This window comes from Helicobacter rodentium ATCC 700285, from assembly GCF_000687535.1.
In the GTDB taxonomy this organism is placed as follows: domain Bacteria; phylum Campylobacterota; class Campylobacteria; order Campylobacterales; family Helicobacteraceae; genus Helicobacter_D; species Helicobacter_D rodentium.
The window spans coordinates 1-17,374 of record NZ_JHWC01000005.1; the positions used below are offsets into that span (position 1 = coordinate 1).

Genomic DNA, 17,374 nt, shown 5'->3' on the forward strand with positions numbered 1-17,374 from the left:
GTTGCCCCTAGGGAAAAGGTAGGAATAGAATAAGAATTAGAGGTTTTCCTACCCTCAAACTTAGAAGCACTTTGGAATCTCTGCTCTAATCCAGCATCTAAAGAAACTTTAGGGCTAAGAATCACAGACATATCAAATCCAAAGAACAAGGTATTCCCATATTCTAAATTTACCATAGTCAAAACTCCTTTCGCCATTATAAACCCCGCCGATATAAAGAGAGGATACAACAGGGTCAGAATAATTTTTAAGCGCAAATTGTGCGGAAAAAGATTTAAAAGAAAAGTTTTTACTCTCATCAAAGTGTTCCTCTCTTTGAATTACTCCACCTTGCAAGGTAATTTGTGGGACAAACATTTCAAAGAGAGTCTCTGCTGTATAGATTCCACCAACCCATAAAGAATCAAAATCAAAGCTTCTTTCTGTAGTATATTCAAATCCTAAATAATTAAAATATTCGTTTTGTTTGTAGCTACCATTTCCAGAAACCAATAAATCAAATTTTGGAGCAAGTGTGTAAATAAAAGTTTGATTGATAGAAAGTTGTTTGGTATCTGTCCAAGTTTTTGTATCAGGTTGTGCTACTAAAGTAGGGTAGAGATTATAAATATAAGCATTGCCACTGCTTAAAAAACTCACACTTGTAATGCTTCTTAGTCCTATTTGTTTTTTAAACAAAGAATCCATTGTAATAGGGTCAGAAGCAAAACTAAGTGAAAAGGCAAAAGTTAAAAACCCTAAAGAAAGCAAAATCTTTTTAAGCATTATAATCCTTTATAATAAGTTATACAAAGGATTAGCAAGAAGTGTTCCATATTGGATATAAAGAATCGCAAATTATCTAAAAAACACTTCGTTAGGAAACTCCAAATCTTTTATTATAGGTTTAGAGTTTTCTTTGTTTGTAACTACAAGCGCATAGCCTCCTGTGTGATTCCTATCCCAAATAGAATAAAATTCTTTTTTACTGCTAATATATTCCCCGAAATTTGGGTCAAAGACTTTAAGAAAATCCCCTTTAAAATTTACAATCACTACGAAATGAGGAAATCTAGGGTCATTTTCTATCCTCACAAGCAGAGGATAAGCGGTGCGTTGTAAAATCTCTCTTGAGAGTTGGAATCCCTTTGTATCATAGCCCAAAATGATAGCTGCCTTTTGCAGTTCTTGGAAGCTTAACATATCTGTTTTTTGGTTTAATACTTTTAAAATCTCTTGTTCTTGGTATTGTTTGATTCCAAAAAAATTTAAAAGTGTGGCGAGAGCGGAAGCCCCGCAAGATTCCTCAAACTGCTGCCTTATAACATTTTGATTGTGGAGTTCTTGGAGGGATTGAACGCAAAAGGCAAAAGCTAAATGAACGCAACAAAGCACAAGGATAAGAATACGCAAAAGAATCCTTAAAATAAGAAATGAAATATTTTATAGATTGTATCCTTATTCTCCTTGATTCTTCTTATTCTCTTTAGAATCCCTAAGCAGTGTTTGCATTATGGAATCTGTGGAGGGCGATTCCGCTTTCTCTTTGTTTTCTAGCATTTCTAGCACAGATTCAAAGGTAAGGTTAGAATATCTTAGGATTAAGGGTTCTGTTTGAATATTTGTTTTTGTATCTACAAAGGAAAAATCAATCTCTCCTGTTTCTGGATTGCGTTTGAAAAACACATTTGCGACTTGGAATCCATTTGCCTCCTCATATACTCTCACTTTAGCTATGGCTTCTACAATCTCCTCTTTTTGCGTGGGCGAGAGCCTATTAGCAATATAACTAAAAAATACCACGCCATTTTTATCTTGTTTGACGGAATCATAATTTACAGCCATAGTTTGCGCATTTTTGTAATCAAAGCTATATTCTCCCTCACGCAATTCTCTTAGCCCTTTTCTAGTGTCTTTCTCGCTATAAGCATTCATAGTATAAAGAAATGCTAATAAATCCCTCTCGCCTATTAAATCCTCCTCCTCTTGCGTTAGCGATTCTCCCATTTTACAAAACTTTGTCAAAAGAGGAATTAAATCATAATTTTCTCTTGCGACTTCTGCCATTAGCTTATCCATTTGTCTATCTAAAAACTCCTCTGCTTTTTTGTATTCCTCTTGAGTTGGCATTGCAATTTGTTTTTCTCTTATTTCCAACTCTTGCATAAAATCCCTAGTAGAATCGGTATGGAACATAGTAATAATTTTACACTCATCAAATGATGAATAGTCTATATTTTTTTCTGGGCGATAAATAAAGTCTCTCACTTCTTGCAAAATTTTTTCATCACTTGGCAATTCAAAATTGCTTTGCTCTATGGAATCGGATTTTGAGCCTCTATTTACAAAAAGATTATTATAAGAAATTTTGGTATTTTGAGTGATAGAGTTCATATAGTTAATCCTTATATTAAAAAATTAATATCTATATTTATCTCTATTTAGATTCCAAAAGTTTGCACTATAACTTCTAATAATACTATTTGCTTGATTGTATAGCTTTTGACCATCTTTTTCTAATATTTTATTTGTATAATATCTATCCGCACTTCTTGTATAGACAGGATTATATTGATTCATACCAATAATAGAAATGCTCACTTGATTGGACAAATGGTTTAAAGTCGCAGAGATGACAGGAATATATTGTCCGCTCCCATTATCTACATTGAGCGGTAAAAGTTCATTTCTGACATCTTCATACAATTTATAATAAATAGTATAAGATACCCTTGTGCCACCATTATTGACTGAACCATAATTATATAAGCTAGTTGCATATCCATCTCCTCTATCCAATGTTGCCCCACCTACAACTTGGCTCATCTCCTCATCATTTAAGACTTTCACACCTGCACTTTGTTCGTTAAACTCTCCATTGGTTACAAGGGCAATGAAATCTATTTCTGCAAAGAGTGTGCTTGAGATTCCAAAGATTAATAAGAATCCTAAAATTAGTTTTTTCATTATCCCTCCTTTTTTAAAAGTTTAAATTTTTATTATAAATTGCAGAATCTTAAAAATAAATGTAAAAGATTTTAATCGCCTTTGGTTTTTTTAAGGTTGTTACGCAAAGAAACAAGTTTGCATTGCTTGATTAATGTTATAATTCCTATAAATTTTTATCATTTTTAAGGTTACAAATGAAAATTTTATTTCTCTCGCATACAGATTCTAATCTTTATCTTTTTCGTCTGCCTATTATGTTGGCTCTTCAAGCACAAGGACACGAAGTGATTGCGCTCACTCCCAAAGGCGCAGACTTTGATAAATTTGCTCCTCTTGGCATTCAAGCCATTGACTATTCTATTAATCGGGGCAGTCTCAATCCCCTAAGTGCTTTCAAAACGATTCAAGAAATTACAAAAATCTTGCAAAATATCAAGCCCGATATTGTGCATACCTTTATGCTAAAGCCTAATATTTATGGCTCGTTTGCCGCAAAAATTGCGGGATTGGATTGCGTGATTAATAGCCTTACAGGTTTGGGCAGTTTTTATATTGATGAGAGTCTAAAATCTCGCGCCTTAAGATTCATCATAGAATCCCTCAACCGCCTTGCGTTTAAAATCGCCCAAAAAGTGTTATTTCAAAATAATGATGATTTAGAATTATATGTGCAAAAAGGAATCCTAAAACGTGAAAAAGCTATATTAATTAAAGGTTCAGGCATTGACACGCAAACCTTTGCGCCAATCAATCAAGAATCCTATAATGCAATGCGCCAAAAACTAAGCGCGGAATTAAATCTCCCCCTTATGAGCGGTTCTATCCTTGTGCTAATGGTAGCGCGTGCAATCGCCCATAAAGGAGTGCGGGAATATTATGAAGCTGCAGAGATTCTTAAAGGTAAAAATTGCGTTTTTTTATATGTAGGCGGGGTAGATTTAGGCAATATTTCCTCAATGAACGAGGTGTTTTTAAAAAGCTCTGCAGAAGTCATTTATCTCGGGCAACGCAAGGATATTCGCTCTCTTATGGGTGCTTGTGATTTGTTTGTTTTACCAAGCTACCGCGAGGGGATTCCGCGCACACTCCTAGAAGCCGGAAGTATGGCGAAGCCTATCATTACAACCGATGCAGTAGGCTGTCGTGAAGTTGTTGAAAATGGCAAAAATGGATTTCTAGTCCCCATAGGAGACTCCAAACAATTAGCAGAAAAAATCCTGCAATTGAGCAAAGATAAAGATTTAAGAGAAAAGTTTGGAAAAGTAAGCAGAGAGAAAATCTGCGCAGAATTTAGCACGGATTCTATCGTTCAAAGCTATTTATCCCTCTATGATTCCGTCTTATCCTCCAAACAAGAAAAATCTACTTCTAAAAAAATCTATTCAAACTTCATCAAACCTGTTTTGGATTTCTCCTTTAGCTTTATTCTCTTGCTACTTTTTTCTCCTCTCTTGGTTCTTGTTGCTTTGCTTATCCGCACAAAGCTTGGTTCTCCTATTTTTTTTACACAAGAGCGTCCGGGGAAAGGGGGTAAGATTTTTAAGATTTACAAGTTTCGCACAATGAACAACGCACTTGATGAAAAAGGAGAATTGTTGCCCGATGAAGCAAGACTTACGCATTTGGGCAAATGGATTCGCAAAAGTAGCTTAGATGAGCTACCACAACTCTTTAATGTATTAAAAGGTGAGATGAGCTTCGTAGGACCGCGTCCGCTCTTGGTGGAATATCTGCCTCTGTATTCTCAAGAACAAGCAAGGCGACACGAAGTAAAGCCGGGTATCACGGGCTGGGCGCAAATCAATGGGCGCAATGCGATTTCTTGGGAGGAAAAATTTACATTAGATGTTTGGTATGTGGAGCATATTAGTTTTTGGCTAGATTTTAGGATTCTATGGGGGACTTTTTATAAGGTGATTCAACGCAAAGACATTAGCTCTAGCACAAGCGCAACAATGGAGAAGTTTAAAGGAAACAAGGTATAAAAGGCGAGAGTTGCTTTTGTGTGCCACTGCGTCATTGCGAGAAAATTTGAAAAATTTTCTTGGCGTGCATTTGCGAATAGCAAATTCACCCGCTTTAGCGCAAATCCATAATCTTGCATAAAGAAATTTTTGCAATGGAATCCTTATTAAATCTTTAAGGGCGAGATTTTGGATTATGGATTGCTTCTAGCAAAGATCTCGCAATGACGAGATTAAGTTTAAGATTCTATGTAATGATGAAATGAAATGCGATATTGTAAATTGCCACGGTTCCTTATGGAATCTCGTAAGAATTAAAAGGAATTTTGATAGGAGAGGATTCCTTTTGGAATCCCTGCAGAGATTCTAACCCCTGTCTTTTAATCCTAGTTTCTCAATCACATTTGCATAGCTTTTGAAATCCTTACGGCGCAAATAAGTTAGCAAACCTCTTCTTTGAGAAACAATCTTTCTAAGCCCTAAGCGACTAGAATGATCTTTTGGATTCACCTTTAAATGTTGAGTGAGTGTTTTAATCCTATCGCTAAGCAAAGCAATTTGCACCTCTGTGGAACCTGTATCTTTGGGATTTCTAGCAAAAGCAGAAGTAATTTCTCTTTTTTTCGCCGAATCTTGAGCCATTTTGACCTCCTGATTGGTATTTTAAAATAAAACTTGCAATTCTATCATAAAAATGTAAAAATACGCTAAAATTTTAATAAATTTCTTGATTTTATTAGCTAAAAACGATTAGAATTACAGATTAATTTATTATTTATTTGGGAGTAAGTTTGGCAACAGCAGATAAAAAAGTATCCTTACTAAGCAGAATTATGCCCTTTTTATCTTTTCTTTCAGGTTCAAAAGATTTAACGGTTGTCTTTTTTATCATTGCAATTTTGGCAATCATCATTGTGCCATTGCCTAGCTCTTTGTTGGATTTTTTCTTAGCTATCTCCATTGCGCTTTCTGCGTTAATCATCTTGATTGCTTTGTATGTAAAAAAGCCCACAGATTTTTCCGCATTTCCTACACTTTTGCTTATTATCACGCTCTTTCGTTTGGCTTTAAATATTGCAACAACAAGAATGATTTTGAGCAATGGGCATTTAGGTCCCGCGGCTGTTAGTGATATTATCAATGCTTTTGGGCAGTTTGTTGTGGGTGGAAATTATGTCATTGGGATTATTTTATTTATTATTTTGGTAATTATTAACTTTATGGTTGTAACCAATGGTTCCACAAGGGTTTCTGAAGTAAAAGCAAGATTCACACTAGATGCAATGCCCGGAAAACAAATGGCAATTGATGCGGATTTAAACTCTGGAATCATCGGGCAAGAGGAAGCAAAAGCAAGACGAGACGCATTAGCAACAGAAGCAGATTTTTATGGTTCAATGGACGGTGCAAATAAATTTGTAAAAGGTGATGCAATCGCGGGGATTATTATCACTTTGATTAATATTATTGGGGGATTCCTTATCGGTGTATTCCAAAGGGATATGACAATGGCAGATTCTGCCTCCACTTTCACGATTTTAACCATTGGCGATGGTCTAGTCTCTCAACTTCCCGCACTTATCGTTGCCACTGCCACAGGTATCATCGTAACGCGTTTTAGCAAAGAGGGAGAAAATTTCGCGTCTGGAATCATTGACCAACTCATTAATGAATCCAAAACGCTTTTAATTGTGGGTTGTATCCTGCTCCTTTTTGCACTTGTTCCGGGTTTGCCTACGCTTTCATTAGGGTTTGTAGGTTTGCTCTTTTTAACTCTTGCTCTCCTCTTAAGCAAACAAAAAGAAGGCGATATATGGAAATACACAGAATCACTCTTTAAAAAGCTAAAAAGAGAAGACAAAACCAAAAAAGGAGAATTACAAGATACTGATAATCTTCCTCAACGCCAACAAGCTAGGCAACAAACCGCTACACAAGCTGCACAACCACCAAAAGAAAGTGAAGAGGAACGCAAAAAACGCGATGAGGCTGAAATTGACAATGCTTTAAAAGTCAAAATCTTGCGCGTGGGGCTTGGGTATCAGCTTATCAAGTTTGCTGACCCTGCGCAAGGTGGGGAGCTAGTGAATAAGATTCGCCAAATCCGTAAATCAATGGCAACAGAATATGGAATCCTTGTGCCTATGGTGCATTTAAGAGATGATTTAAATTTGCCTCCTGATGAATATCAGATTCTGCTAAAAGAAATTGAAATTGGGCGAGGCAAAATTATGGCAGATAAGTATTTAGCGGTTTCTGCAGGCGGTTTTGTCGGGGAATTGCCCGATGGAATCCCAACAAAAGAACCCGTCTTTGGGCTAGATGCATTTTGGATTGATGAGAGCAAAAAAGAGGACGCAATCATTGAAGGTTACACTCCCATTGATGGCGCAACAGTGATTAGCACACATATCCAAGAATTAATCAAACAATATGCAGAGGAATTGCTCACGCGTCAAGAAGTGCATAATTTGCTTGGCAAACTCGGACAAGATTATCCTGTGTTAGCCGAAGAAATCAAGGGGGTTGGCGTAGGAGTGATTCAACATATTTTAAAAGAGCTTTTGCATGAGCAGATTCCGATTAAAGATATGCTAAGTATTGCGGAAGCCATTGCCGATGGCTATCCTGCATACAAGGGTGATTTACCAACGCTCACAGAATATGTCCGTGCGTGTTTGAAACGGCTCATTACACATAATTTCCAAAGCGATGATGGGGTCTTACGCTACTTTGTTCTTTCTCCCGCATTGGAGCAGTTTTTGTTAGAGCGATTGCCAGACCAGCAGAAAATGGGGCAAAGACTGCGTCTAAGCCCAACAGAATCGCAAAGCCTACTTGATGCCTTAAATGTCGCCCGACAAAAAAGTGCTTCTTTGGGTGCAGTGCCTACAATTATCGGTGGGATTCCTATGGTATTAAGAAAACCTTTATTTATATTTATTGAGCAATATGGACTTGGACGCAGTATCGTTACTCTAAGTGTTGCAGAGATTGATTATCAAACAAAATACGAAGTGCTAGGCGCGGTTGAATTTGCTCTATAAGGAAAATTATGCAAGTCCATCATTTATCCCACATTGATTTAGACGGCTATGGTTGCCAAATGGTTAGCAAAGAAATCTACACGAATGCTTTTTCTGCGGATTCTTTAGCAATGTATTTTTATAACGCAAATTATGGAAAAGAAGTCGGTGCGCGTTTAGAGCAAATTTATAGGGAAATCAAACGCGCAAAAGCAAAAAACCCAAAACGCAACCAAGCGCATATCCTGATTAGTGATTTGAATCTCACTCTTGAGGAATGCGATAACTTGGTTCAATCTGTGTTAGAATTGAATCTAAATGGATTTAACATAACCTTTGAATTGCTAGACCACCATAAAAGCGGACAAGAATGCGCACAAAAGTATGATTGGTATGTGCTAGACACGAAGCGGTGTGCGACAAAAATCGTGTATGATACGCTCCTTCATCGTTATGGGCTTTGTGATTCTGCACAAAAGTGGCTTGAACCTATGACGCAAATGATTAATAGCGTTGATTTATGGCTTGAGGGAGGCTATGCGTTTGAGTTTGGCAAGGTTGCAATGCGCTTAATCGTGGAGGCAAAGGAATTCAATCGCTTTATGTTTGATGATGAGGATAGAGGGTATAAACTTGCCTTATTGCAACAATCTGCAAAATTTCTTACACAAGAAAAGGGCGAGATTCTACTAGATAATGCCATTTTAGAGATGAAAAAATGCTTTTTAAAGGGCAGTTTGCTAAGCGATACACTAGACAATCTTGTCTCAAGATACCAAAGTGAGCTTTTAGCACAAAAAGCGGAATCTTGCAGTGTGTATTGGAAGCAATATAGAGGGTTTTTAAGTTATAGCATTGGGAATATTTCAGTGTTGGCAAATTTGTTTTTAAAGAACAATCCCCAATTTGATTTTTTTATAGATGTGAGCGCAAGAGGAAATGTGAGTTTGCGCGCAAACAATGTGTGCGATGTGAGCCTTTTGGCTAAAAGCTGCTTCAATGGCGGGGGACACCCCAATGCAAGTGGAGGCAAAATAGACGGATTTAAAGAGAGCTTTATTTATGGAGATATTAAAGAATGTGTGCAAAATATCTTAAAAGGAGAGGAAATTGAGTAAAGAAAAAATCAAAGAATTAGAAGAGGAAATTGAGGAGCTATCTATTCAACTTAGCGATATGCTCTGCGTAGCATTACTGCTTAGTGGAGTGAAAGAAAAGTATATGCAAGAAGCACTAGACGCATATATTGATAATTTGGACGAAGAAAGCATAGAATATGGCGTTAAGGAGATTTTGCAAAATATTGAGAATCTCAAATCCACGCATTCTAAGTTTTTCAAAGATTAAACAATGCAAACAAAGCAAATTGCGATTCTATTTAGTGGCAATGGGAGTAATTTAGAGGCGTTAATTAGGGTATTACACAATAAATGCTTCTGTGCAAAGGGGGATTTTGTGGCGCAAAGCGGGTTTTGTGTTGGCGGAATCACAAAGAACTTTGTAGAGAGCAAAAGCGATAATGCCTTTAAAGTAGAGGTTGTATTGGCTTTGAGCAACAAAAAAGATGCGTATGGGCTCACTAGGGCTAGGAATCTCGGGATAAAAACGCAGGTTTTAGAGAGCGCAACCCATAAAGATAGAGAGGAGTTTGATAAAAATCTCGTGGAGATTTTAACACCTTTAAAGCTTGATTTATGTGTATTAGCTGGATTTATGCGAATCCTAACGCCTGTTTTTACGGATTCTATCAAGGCGGTTAATATTCACCCCTCCCTTTTGCCACTTTTTAAAGGAGCGCACGGAATCCAAGAGAGCTTTGCATCGCCTATGAAACTAGGCGGAGTGAGTGTGCATTGGGTGAGTGAGGAGCTAGATGGCGGAGAGATGATTGCACAAGGCGCGATTGCAAAAATAGCAGGAGAAAGTTTAGAATCCTATGAGGAGCGCATTCATAAACTTGAACACTCTTTATATCCTTTGGCAGTATTGCAAGCTTTAGCAAATCAAACAACTACAAATCTAAGGTAAAAAAATGAATAATCCAATGCGTATTTTGCATACAGAATGGTCTGGTGGCTTTGGAGGGCAGGAGATTAGAATCTTAAATGAAATGGAAGAAATGAGGAGACGAGGCTGTTATTTAGCCCTTGCCACAAAAGAAGATACAATGATATTACAAAAGGCTAAAGAAAGAAATTTTGATACTTTTCTTTTACCCTTTAAAAATAAAACAGATTTGCACAGCATTTATGCCCTCCACAAAATTTTAAAAAATTTTGATATTCTCAATACGCATAGCAGCGTTGATACTTGGTGCGGAGGATTGGCAAGCATTGGAAGCGGGGCAAAGTTTATCCGCACAAGGCATTTATCTACCAATCTCCACCCCTCGCGTTTAAATTTCATCAACTCTCTAGCAGACTTCATTATGACCACAGGCGAAAGCATACGACAAAATATGATACGCGAAAATCGGATAAAGCAAGAGAGGATTCTTTCTATTCCAACAGGGATTGACACAGAGATTTTTTGCAAAGAAAAGTATAATAAAGAACAAATGAGGGAAAAATATAAAATCCCTCAAGACGCATTGGTTATAGGCAATCTAGGCGTTTTAAGAGCAATGAAACGACAGGATAATTTCATCAGAATTGCGGCAAAAATTCATCAAAAATACCCGCATACATTTTTCGTGATTGCAGGGAGTGGAGACGGACAAATTTGGCTAGGAAATCTTGCAAAGGAAGTCAATGCGGAAGCTAAACAAGAAATCGTGCGCCTAAGCGGACACATTAAGAATCCAGCAGAGTTTTTAAGTGCCTTAGATATTTTTATGCTCACAAGCGATAGAGATGAGGGTGTGCCACAAAGCCTAATGCAAGCTCTTGCTATGGAGATTCCAAGCATTGCTAGTGATATTGGCTCTATTGCGGACTTACACTCTATCAATCAAGGGCGACCCAATTTTATCCTCACGCAAAACCCAACTCAAGAAGAATTTGAAGAAGCATTGGAATCCCTCTTAAACAATCCCAACCTTATAGAAGCCAATCGCGCATTGATAGTAGAAAATTTTTCACTTGTTGCAATGGGTGAGAAAATTATGCAAATTTATCGGAATCTCCTAACTAATTCTTGATAAATTTAGGATTGCTTTTGGAACTCCATTGAGAGCTTTTGATGCAAGATATAGATTTGCGCTGAAGTGAGTTGCCAATGCAACGCGTACCGTGATTCCTTGTGAAATCTTGCAATGACGATACTAAAAGCGTCTGCTACTGCGTCATTGCAAGAAAATTTGAAAAATTTTCGTGGCAATCTATAATTTTGAATTACTTTAAAACTCCCATTACTATATTTACTTTTTGCAACATTACAGATTGTTTTGGCTTCACCTCGCAATGACGGAGACGTAAGGACGATAGAGTTATGCCTTGACGCTTAGAATCAAGCTTTCATTGGAACGCATTTGTTCCACAAAATCATTGATTTTATTTGTCAAATGCCCGTTAATCACATCTGCATCGTTACTTTGTTGTTTGATTAGCTCCACTTCTCCCGCAAAATACTGCTGCACCAACGCTTGTTCCTCCGCAGAGAGGGTATTTAGATTACCGCTTTGCTTGATTTTTGCTAGAAGCCTCATTGCCTCCTCCATTGCAGCCACATCTAACTCCTCTTTGCTTTTGGGCTCGGGCGTTTTCGCGCGTGAATCCTCTACCATTTGGGCGAGTGTGTTTTCTTTGGATTTCAAAATGCCCTTAAGCGTCTGCGCTAAATTACCACGCGTTACTTCAATATGCTCCTGCACACTGATTTCACCATCTAAATTTTTATCTTGAGTGATAAAATTATCTAGCAAATCCTCTATGGTGCGCACTTTTGTATCGTCTGCCTTTGCGTTTGTGGCGACTGAATACACAGCCATACCATTGTTTAAAATGCCCTTTTCTGCCAATTTAAATGTATAGCCGTCTTGGATTAACCCTCTCTCTTTATCAGAAAACTTGCCGTCTCTATCCAAATCCGCCTTTTGCGCCCCCACCTCTCCAGCGACAATCTGCGCATACCAACCGCTCACATACGCTTCTGCCTTACCGCTTAGGCGCATTAACCCATCGTCTCTTGCGTAAAAATCTTTTTGATTAAACTTTTCTTGCAACCTTTCTAAATTCTCTTTAGAGAGAAGCGCACTAACCCTCTCTCCACTTGTGGCATCATCAAAAAGCACGAGTTTGTAGTTAGAATCCTGCCCTACCAACTTCGCTTTTATGGATTCTTTAATCTCTTGTGGTGCAAGTGAATCCTGCTCCGCCTCCCTTTGCAAAGAGGATTCTGCACGCGCATTAGCGGAGAGATAGGTTTTCTTTGAAACGATATTATCCACGCCACCAATAGAGGTCATTCTCATCATAGTCTCTCCTTTTTAAGATTAATTTATATTCTTGCAAATTTAAATCCTACAATTTATTTGCTTAAACAAATTTTACAAAGAATCTTATTAGCTGTCTTAAACTATAAATTGTTGCCCTATCGTCCATTTTTAAAATCTTAATCTTGCATAAAGAAAATTCCCTGCTTTGTCATTGCGAGAGAGTGAAACGAACGAAGCAATCTATAATCTTACAAAAAGTAAATATAACAATGAAAGTTTTAAGGTAATTCAAAATTATAGATTGCCACGAATTGCGTTACAATTCTCGCAATGACGCAGTGGGATTCTGTCATTGCGAGGAATGAACGCAGTGAATGACGAAGCAATCCATAATAATGCACTTCTTTGGAAAGATTCCATAGCTTGATTTAGTTTTTGCAAAATTATAGATTGCCACGAGGCTAAAGCCTCTTGCAATGACGAAAGAGGGGTGTGCCACGATTCCTTGCAGAATCTCACAATACAGCAAACAAGAAGCAAGGGGGGCTTAAAACAAACGAGCAATGGGAAAAATTTTGTTTATTAAAACTAAGTTGCCACTTCTCTTACTTGTGGGTTTTTTATTGCTTAGAGCCTGTTTCCTGCTTCACAGCAAATTTTTGCATTAAAGCTATCGTTTCGCTATCTCGCGCCTCCCAGCGATTCCTTAAATCCTGTATTATTTGCGCGAAATCCTCTGCTTTAAGATTCTGTCCAAATTTCGCCTTCGCGCTTAAGGATTCCACTAAAATCTTACCTACAAAAGTGCCTCTTTCTTTGCCGACAAACTGCCCACTCTCCATACTTATTTGTAAATTTTTAGGCTCGTATTTCTGCACGAGGCGCGTTAAAATCCGCCTTTTCTCCTCCAAATCCTCCACCACACAAAACTGCCCCTCCAAAAACACAGAAAAGAAAAACTGCGTGGGAATCATCGTGCCTTTCAAAAAATGGCTCGGAATATAGGCATAAGGCAAAGCCGCGCTAAAGGCAACTTTGGGATTATGCTTAAGCAGTGCATATTTGCGCCCCGCCTTTGCCCCGTGTAGATAAATTTTAGAATCCTCATAGTAAAAGCTAAGTGGCACGGCATAGGGAATGCTATCAGGAATCACGAGTGTGCCAAATTCTATTTTGTTTAAAAACTCCTGTATCAATCCCAAATCTTTACAATCAAAATCGCTGCGCCGCATTTTTCCTCCTTATCGCAGAATCTGCACTTCATTTTCTAGCGCGATTCCACAAACGCTACGCACCCTTTCTCTTGCAAGTTCTATTAGTTCCACAGCTTCCTCAAAAGTAGAATCCCCGAGATTCACAAGAAAATTTGCGTGTTTTTCACTAAAGCACAGACTTTTGTTTTTACCAAACCGCACACCCTTTAGCCCCACTGCCTCAATCAACCTTCCGGCAAAGTCGCCCTTAGGATTCTTAAAGCAACTCCCAAAACTTGGCTCTTTGGGTTGATTTTGTCGCATAGAGGTAAAAAGCTCTACCAAGTCGTGATTGAATCCGCTTTCTTTTTTAAAAATTCCAGCAAAAATCAACCCAGAAATTTCGCTACTACGATAAGAAAGCCCTAGCGATTCCGCAGCTTTAAAGCCAAGCTTTGCGGTATTCTCTAGTTGCAGGATTCCAAGTAGCACTTCTTGAATCTCATAGCTCTTAAGCCCCGCATTCATCTTGATGATTCCGCCCACACTTCCGGGCAATCCGCAAAGAATCTCAAATCCTCTTAAGTTGTTGCGTTTCGCATAGGCAAACAGCTTACCGCTCGGCGTTGCCGCACCCACTTCTAAGCTATCTCCCAAGTCCTTAATATAATCAAATGCCTTGCTTAAAACACAGAGATTCTTAGCACTAGGAGCAATCAAGAGATTGTTTGCCTTGCCGATGATTTGCGGAGAAGTCTTTTGCAAAAGTTCTGCGTAATCTTGTGGGGATTCTATATAGTTTAAGGTATTGATTGCACCGATTCGCACACTTGTATAGCGTGAAAAATCTATGCGTTTTGCAAACATTAAAACAAGAAGCTCGGCATTAGATTAAAGATTCTTGTCGTGAAGTCCATTAGCATATTTAACATCCAAGGCATTGTAAAGATAATCACGACAATAACGGCTAGAATCTTTGGCACAAAAGTAAGTGTCATTTCGTTGATTTGCGTGGTGGCTTGAAAAATACTAATCATTAAGCCCACCACCAAACCAACAAGCAACATCGGGAGAGAAAGGGTTAATGTGATTTTATAGGTCTCAATCGCTAAAGCCATTAATTGCGATTCCACAACTCTCTCCTTGCCTTAAAATCTATTTATAGGAATCCCACACCATTGTGGCTTTGCCGTCCTTTTCCTCCACAGCTGCCATTCCCATAATATTATAACCACAATCCACATAATGCACTTCGCCTGTAACCGCACTTGCAAGAGGGGAGAGGAGATACATTGCGGAGTTACCCACTTCCTCAATACTGACATTTTTGCGCAAAGGCGCATTGGCTTCATTCCATTTTAAAATAAAGCGAAAATCTCCGATTCCACTTGCGGCAAGTGTGCGAATCGGTCCTGCTGAAATCGCATTAACGCGAATCCCCTCACTGCCTAAATCATACGCCAAATAGCGCACACTAGATTCTAGCGCGGCTTTTGCTACACCCATTACATTATAATGCGCTACATGTTTTACGCCACCTAGATAAGTTAAAGTCAAAATAGAAGCGTCCTTGCTAAGCACCGGCTTTAATTCACGACAAAGCTCAATAAAGGAATACACCGAAACTTCCATTGCGACATTAAAAGCCTCTTTGGTTGTGTCTAAAAAGTTCCCATCTAACGCTTCTTTGGGAGCAAAGGCAACACTATGCACCAAAAAATCCAATGTCCCAAAATCTTTTTTGATATTCTCACGCAAAGTGGCAAAATGCTCCTTTTTACTTACATCAAGCTCATACACAAACTTGGAATCCATTTCCTCTGCAATGGGCATTACGCGTTTTTGGATTTGCTCATTCATATAGGTTAAACCAATCGTTGCGCCTTGCTCCTTACAAGCCTTTGTGATTCCATACGCAATAGATTTATTGTTTGCAACACCGACAATTAAGCCTTTTTTGCCTTGCATAATCATTCTTACTCCTTAAATCCGTGAATTATCTAAGATTTGACAAAAGCTTGAAATCTCCCAACTCGCACTTCCTACAAGCACACCATCTACGCTATGGATTTGCAGAATCTCACGCACATTTTGGGGCTTCACGCTTCCGCCATACAAAAGCGGAATTTTACCTAATTTTTGCTTTAAGCGTGTGTGAATTTGCGTAATTTCCTCTAAACTTGCACTCACACCACTACCAATCGCCCAAATGGGTTCATACGCAACAATCAAATGCGGATAATCTAAAGCAATGCCCTCAAATTGTGATTCCAAAAACTCTAGCACCGCTTCAATGCCTTGCTTTTTAACCTCTTGCGATTCGCCGATACAATAGCAGATTCTAAACCCACGCTTGGCAAAAAAATCAAACTTTTCTGCACAAAAGCTTTGCGATTCCTTTAAAATCTCTCTCCTTTCGCTATGTCCGATAAGCAATGTTTGAATCCCAAATTCCTCTAATTGCTCTAGCCCAATTTCGCCAGTGATTGAACCATTTTGCGCAGGATACGCGTTTTGCGCACCGATTTGAAAAGTCTTAAAACGATTTTCTAAGAGTGCGGTTTGTGGCGGAAAAACTATGATTTGTTGCTGTGCTTGGTTTTGGGTGGCAAACTTTTCTAACTCCTCGCAAAAGCGTAAAGTGCTTTTTCTTGTATGATTTGTCTTGAAATTACTTGCAATAATTTTCATAGGATTCCTTATATTTTTTGGTATTATAGCAAATCTTGAATGCTTTATGCTTTTTATTTGGTGCTATAATTGCGGTAATCATTTAAGGAGTTTTGATGAGTTTTTTGCAAAAAATAGAGGAGAATGTCAAGCTAATTTTTACTTGGAATCCAAGTGATAGATTATGGCAAATGCCCTTTTTTGCTAGTTTGGGGGTTGCAATCGTTCTCTTTATTGCCGCATTTTTTGAGCGTCCAGATTTGGGGCTTGTTGCAATCATTGGAACAAATATTTTTCTTTATGTGCCAGACACGCCGATTTATCATAAAATGATTTTAAGTATGGCGTGCGCCTTTGGAATTGTGGCTTCTTTCACGCTTGGGCTTGTGGGGCAAACTTATCCGTCGTTAATTCCACTCATTGTTTTTTTAGTTACAATGGTAAGTGCGCAAGTCGTGCGCTATTTTAGCATTGGTGCTCCGGGATTCTTTTTCTTTACTTTTGCGATGATTCTTGGGACTTATATTCCTTTTGAAATCAAAGATTATCCCGCTGCTATCGGACTTGTCGCGCTTGGAACAATGGTAGCAAACATAATGGTTCTACTCTATTCTCTAAGTGTGATTTATATTTTCAAACACCCTCCAAAACCCATTGCAAAAATGGGAGAATTTGGATTTGGCGTGATTATCATTGACCCTATTATCATTGCGTTTTTTGTAAGCGCGTCTATGATTTTTCAAAGCTTTTTGGAGCTAGAGCGCGGTTATTGGGTGGGAGTGAGTTGCGCAGCGATTCTAACCGCAATCAATTTCAAACAAATTTGGATAAAACAGCTTCAAAGAATCTTGGGAACGATTGTGGGCGTAAGTTTTGCTTATTTTTTATTGCATTTTAGCTTTAACCCCATTGAGTTTGCCTTTTTAATGATGCTTTTGATGTTTTTTGCAGAATTAACAACGGTTAGGAATTATGCGTTAGCAATGGTATTTTTAACGCCTTATTCCACCTATTTAGCAGAAGTTGCTAGTTTTATGCATTACGACCCAAACTTGATTATCAAAGCAAGAATCTTAGATATTACCATTGGTAGTCTCTTTGGGCTTTTAGGAGGTGCGGTAATGCACTGGAAGCCTCTGCGGGAAGTGCTAGAAAAAGCAGCAAAAAAGGTTATATATAAATGGATTGGCGCAGATTAAAATAAACGCCAATCTTTTA

General features: G+C 38.3%; 19 protein-coding genes and 1 pseudogene. 8 read left to right on the plus strand and 12 right to left on the minus strand.

What is annotated here, in order from left to right:
- Positions 1-132 precede the first annotated feature (132 nt).
- From BS85_RS10250 to BS85_RS10840, 4 genes are all read right to left on the minus strand, one after another.
- Positions 133-765 (minus strand): nucleoid-structuring protein H-NS, encoded by a 633-nt coding sequence (locus tag BS85_RS10250; protein WP_245596290.1) that lies wholly within the window; start codon positions 763-765, stop codon positions 133-135.
- Positions 766-837: 72 nt separating this feature from the next.
- Positions 838-1,398: a C39 family peptidase gene (locus BS85_RS0104520; RefSeq protein WP_425402389.1), complete on the minus strand. Its 561-nt coding sequence runs from the start codon at positions 1,396-1,398 to the stop codon at positions 838-840.
- A gap of 39 nt (positions 1,399-1,437) precedes the next feature.
- Entirely contained in the window at positions 1,438-2,373 is a 936-nt protein-coding gene (locus BS85_RS0104525; RefSeq protein ID WP_026943764.1) for a hypothetical protein, read from the minus strand.
- A 24-nt stretch (positions 2,374-2,397) separates the two neighbouring features.
- A complete protein-coding gene (locus BS85_RS10840; RefSeq protein ID WP_051604691.1) occupies positions 2,398-2,946 on the minus strand; it encodes a hypothetical protein in 549 nt (182 codons plus the stop codon).
- A 176-nt stretch (positions 2,947-3,122) separates the two neighbouring features.
- Between BS85_RS10840 and BS85_RS10260 the strand changes: the two are divergent.
- Positions 3,123-4,190 (plus strand): annotated as a pseudogene (locus tag BS85_RS10260) (glycosyltransferase family 4 protein); the annotation flags it as partial.
- A gap of 114 nt (positions 4,191-4,304) precedes the next feature.
- A complete protein-coding gene (locus tag BS85_RS0104540) occupies positions 4,305-4,913 on the plus strand; it encodes a sugar transferase (RefSeq protein WP_026943895.1) in 609 nt (202 codons plus the stop codon).
- A gap of 345 nt (positions 4,914-5,258) precedes the next feature.
- On the opposite strand, the gene rpsO is transcribed toward BS85_RS0104540, so the two are convergent.
- Complete coding sequence (gene rpsO / locus BS85_RS0104550) at positions 5,259-5,534, minus strand: 30S ribosomal protein S15 (RefSeq protein ID WP_026943765.1); 276 nt, start codon at positions 5,532-5,534, stop codon at positions 5,259-5,261.
- A 149-nt stretch (positions 5,535-5,683) separates the two neighbouring features.
- Here rpsO and flhA point away from each other — a divergent pair, with 149 nt between their 5' ends.
- From flhA to BS85_RS0104575, 5 genes are read left to right on the plus strand one after another with little or no spacing between them, the layout of a single operon-like run.
- Positions 5,684-7,939 (plus strand): flagellar biosynthesis protein FlhA, encoded by a 2,256-nt coding sequence (flhA, locus tag BS85_RS0104555; protein WP_026943766.1) that lies wholly within the window; start codon positions 5,684-5,686, stop codon positions 7,937-7,939.
- An 8-nt stretch (positions 7,940-7,947) separates the two neighbouring features.
- Entirely contained in the window at positions 7,948-9,036 is a 1,089-nt protein-coding gene (locus tag BS85_RS0104560) for a DHH family phosphoesterase (RefSeq protein ID WP_026943767.1), read from the plus strand.
- Positions 9,029-9,265 carry a hypothetical protein gene (locus BS85_RS0104565; protein ID WP_026943768.1) on the plus strand — a complete coding sequence of 79 codons (237 nt, stop codon included), beginning with the start codon at positions 9,029-9,031 and terminating at the stop codon, positions 9,263-9,265. The genes BS85_RS0104560 and BS85_RS0104565 overlap by 8 nt, the downstream gene beginning before the upstream one ends.
- A 3-nt stretch (positions 9,266-9,268) precedes the next feature.
- Positions 9,269-9,946: a phosphoribosylglycinamide formyltransferase gene (gene purN / locus BS85_RS0104570; RefSeq protein WP_026943769.1), complete on the plus strand. Its 678-nt coding sequence runs from the start codon at positions 9,269-9,271 to the stop codon at positions 9,944-9,946.
- Positions 9,947-9,950: 4 nt separating this feature from the next.
- Entirely contained in the window at positions 9,951-11,057 is a 1,107-nt protein-coding gene (locus BS85_RS0104575; RefSeq protein ID WP_034551178.1) for a glycosyltransferase family 4 protein, read from the plus strand.
- Between the two features lie 288 nt (positions 11,058-11,345).
- On the opposite strand, the gene BS85_RS0104585 is transcribed toward BS85_RS0104575, so the two are convergent.
- From BS85_RS0104585 to BS85_RS0104610, 7 genes are all read right to left on the minus strand, one after another.
- Entirely contained in the window at positions 11,346-12,332 is a 987-nt protein-coding gene (locus BS85_RS0104585; RefSeq protein ID WP_026943772.1) for a hypothetical protein, read from the minus strand.
- Positions 12,333-12,587: 255 nt separating this feature from the next.
- Positions 12,588-12,812 (minus strand): hypothetical protein, encoded by a 225-nt coding sequence (locus BS85_RS11330; protein ID WP_169734691.1) that lies wholly within the window; start codon positions 12,810-12,812, stop codon positions 12,588-12,590.
- A gap of 101 nt (positions 12,813-12,913) precedes the next feature.
- On the minus strand, positions 12,914-13,525 hold the full coding sequence (locus BS85_RS0104590) for a pyridoxamine 5'-phosphate oxidase family protein (protein ID WP_034551180.1): 612 nt from the start codon (positions 13,523-13,525) through the stop codon (positions 12,914-12,916).
- A gap of 9 nt (positions 13,526-13,534) precedes the next feature.
- Positions 13,535-14,353 carry a UDP-N-acetylmuramate dehydrogenase gene (locus BS85_RS0104595; RefSeq protein ID WP_026943774.1) on the minus strand — a complete coding sequence of 273 codons (819 nt, stop codon included), beginning with the start codon at positions 14,351-14,353 and terminating at the stop codon, positions 13,535-13,537.
- Entirely contained in the window at positions 14,353-14,619 is a 267-nt protein-coding gene (gene fliQ, locus BS85_RS0104600) for a flagellar biosynthesis protein FliQ (RefSeq protein WP_026943775.1), read from the minus strand. Before fliQ ends, BS85_RS0104595 begins: the two co-directional genes overlap by 1 nt.
- 22 nt (positions 14,620-14,641) lie before the next feature.
- Positions 14,642-15,460, minus strand: a complete 819-nt coding sequence (gene fabI, locus BS85_RS0104605) for an enoyl-ACP reductase FabI (RefSeq protein WP_026943776.1) — start codon at positions 15,458-15,460, stop codon at positions 14,642-14,644.
- Between the two features lie 9 nt (positions 15,461-15,469).
- Entirely contained in the window at positions 15,470-16,177 is a 708-nt protein-coding gene (locus tag BS85_RS0104610) for a triose-phosphate isomerase (RefSeq protein ID WP_026943777.1), read from the minus strand.
- A gap of 95 nt (positions 16,178-16,272) precedes the next feature.
- Here BS85_RS0104610 and BS85_RS0104615 point away from each other — a divergent pair, with 95 nt between their 5' ends.
- Positions 16,273-17,355 (plus strand): FUSC family protein, encoded by a 1,083-nt coding sequence (locus BS85_RS0104615; RefSeq protein ID WP_026943778.1) that lies wholly within the window; start codon positions 16,273-16,275, stop codon positions 17,353-17,355.
- The last annotated feature ends 19 nt before the right edge of the window (positions 17,356-17,374 follow it).

Excerpts from the sequence above, each read along its gene's own strand:
- BS85_RS10250 (WP_245596290.1), bottom strand. The coding sequence starts at position 765 with ATGCTTAAAAAGATTTTGCTTTCTTTAGGGTTTTTAACTTTTGCCTTT.
- BS85_RS0104525 (WP_026943764.1), bottom strand. The coding sequence starts at position 2,373 with ATGAACTCTATCACTCAAAATACCAAAATTTCTTATAATAATCTTTTT.
- BS85_RS10840 (WP_051604691.1), bottom strand. The coding sequence starts at position 2,946 with ATGAAAAAACTAATTTTAGGATTCTTATTAATCTTTGGAATCTCAAGC.
- rpsO (WP_026943765.1), bottom strand. The coding sequence starts at position 5,534 with ATGGCTCAAGATTCGGCGAAAAAAAGAGAAATTACTTCTGCTTTTGCT.
- BS85_RS0104560 (WP_026943767.1), top strand. The coding sequence starts at position 7,948 with ATGCAAGTCCATCATTTATCCCACATTGATTTAGACGGCTATGGTTGC.
- purN (WP_026943769.1), top strand. The coding sequence starts at position 9,269 with ATGCAAACAAAGCAAATTGCGATTCTATTTAGTGGCAATGGGAGTAAT.
- BS85_RS0104575 (WP_034551178.1), top strand. The coding sequence starts at position 9,951 with ATGAATAATCCAATGCGTATTTTGCATACAGAATGGTCTGGTGGCTTT.
- BS85_RS0104585 (WP_026943772.1), bottom strand. The coding sequence starts at position 12,332 with ATGATGAGAATGACCTCTATTGGTGGCGTGGATAATATCGTTTCAAAG.
- BS85_RS0104590 (WP_034551180.1), bottom strand. The coding sequence starts at position 13,525 with ATGCGGCGCAGCGATTTTGATTGTAAAGATTTGGGATTGATACAGGAG.
- BS85_RS0104595 (WP_026943774.1), bottom strand. The coding sequence starts at position 14,353 with ATGTTTGCAAAACGCATAGATTTTTCACGCTATACAAGTGTGCGAATC.
- fabI (WP_026943776.1), bottom strand. The coding sequence starts at position 15,460 with ATGATTATGCAAGGCAAAAAAGGCTTAATTGTCGGTGTTGCAAACAAT.
- BS85_RS0104610 (WP_026943777.1), bottom strand. The coding sequence starts at position 16,177 with ATGAAAATTATTGCAAGTAATTTCAAGACAAATCATACAAGAAAAAGC.
- BS85_RS0104615 (WP_026943778.1), top strand. The coding sequence starts at position 16,273 with ATGAGTTTTTTGCAAAAAATAGAGGAGAATGTCAAGCTAATTTTTACT.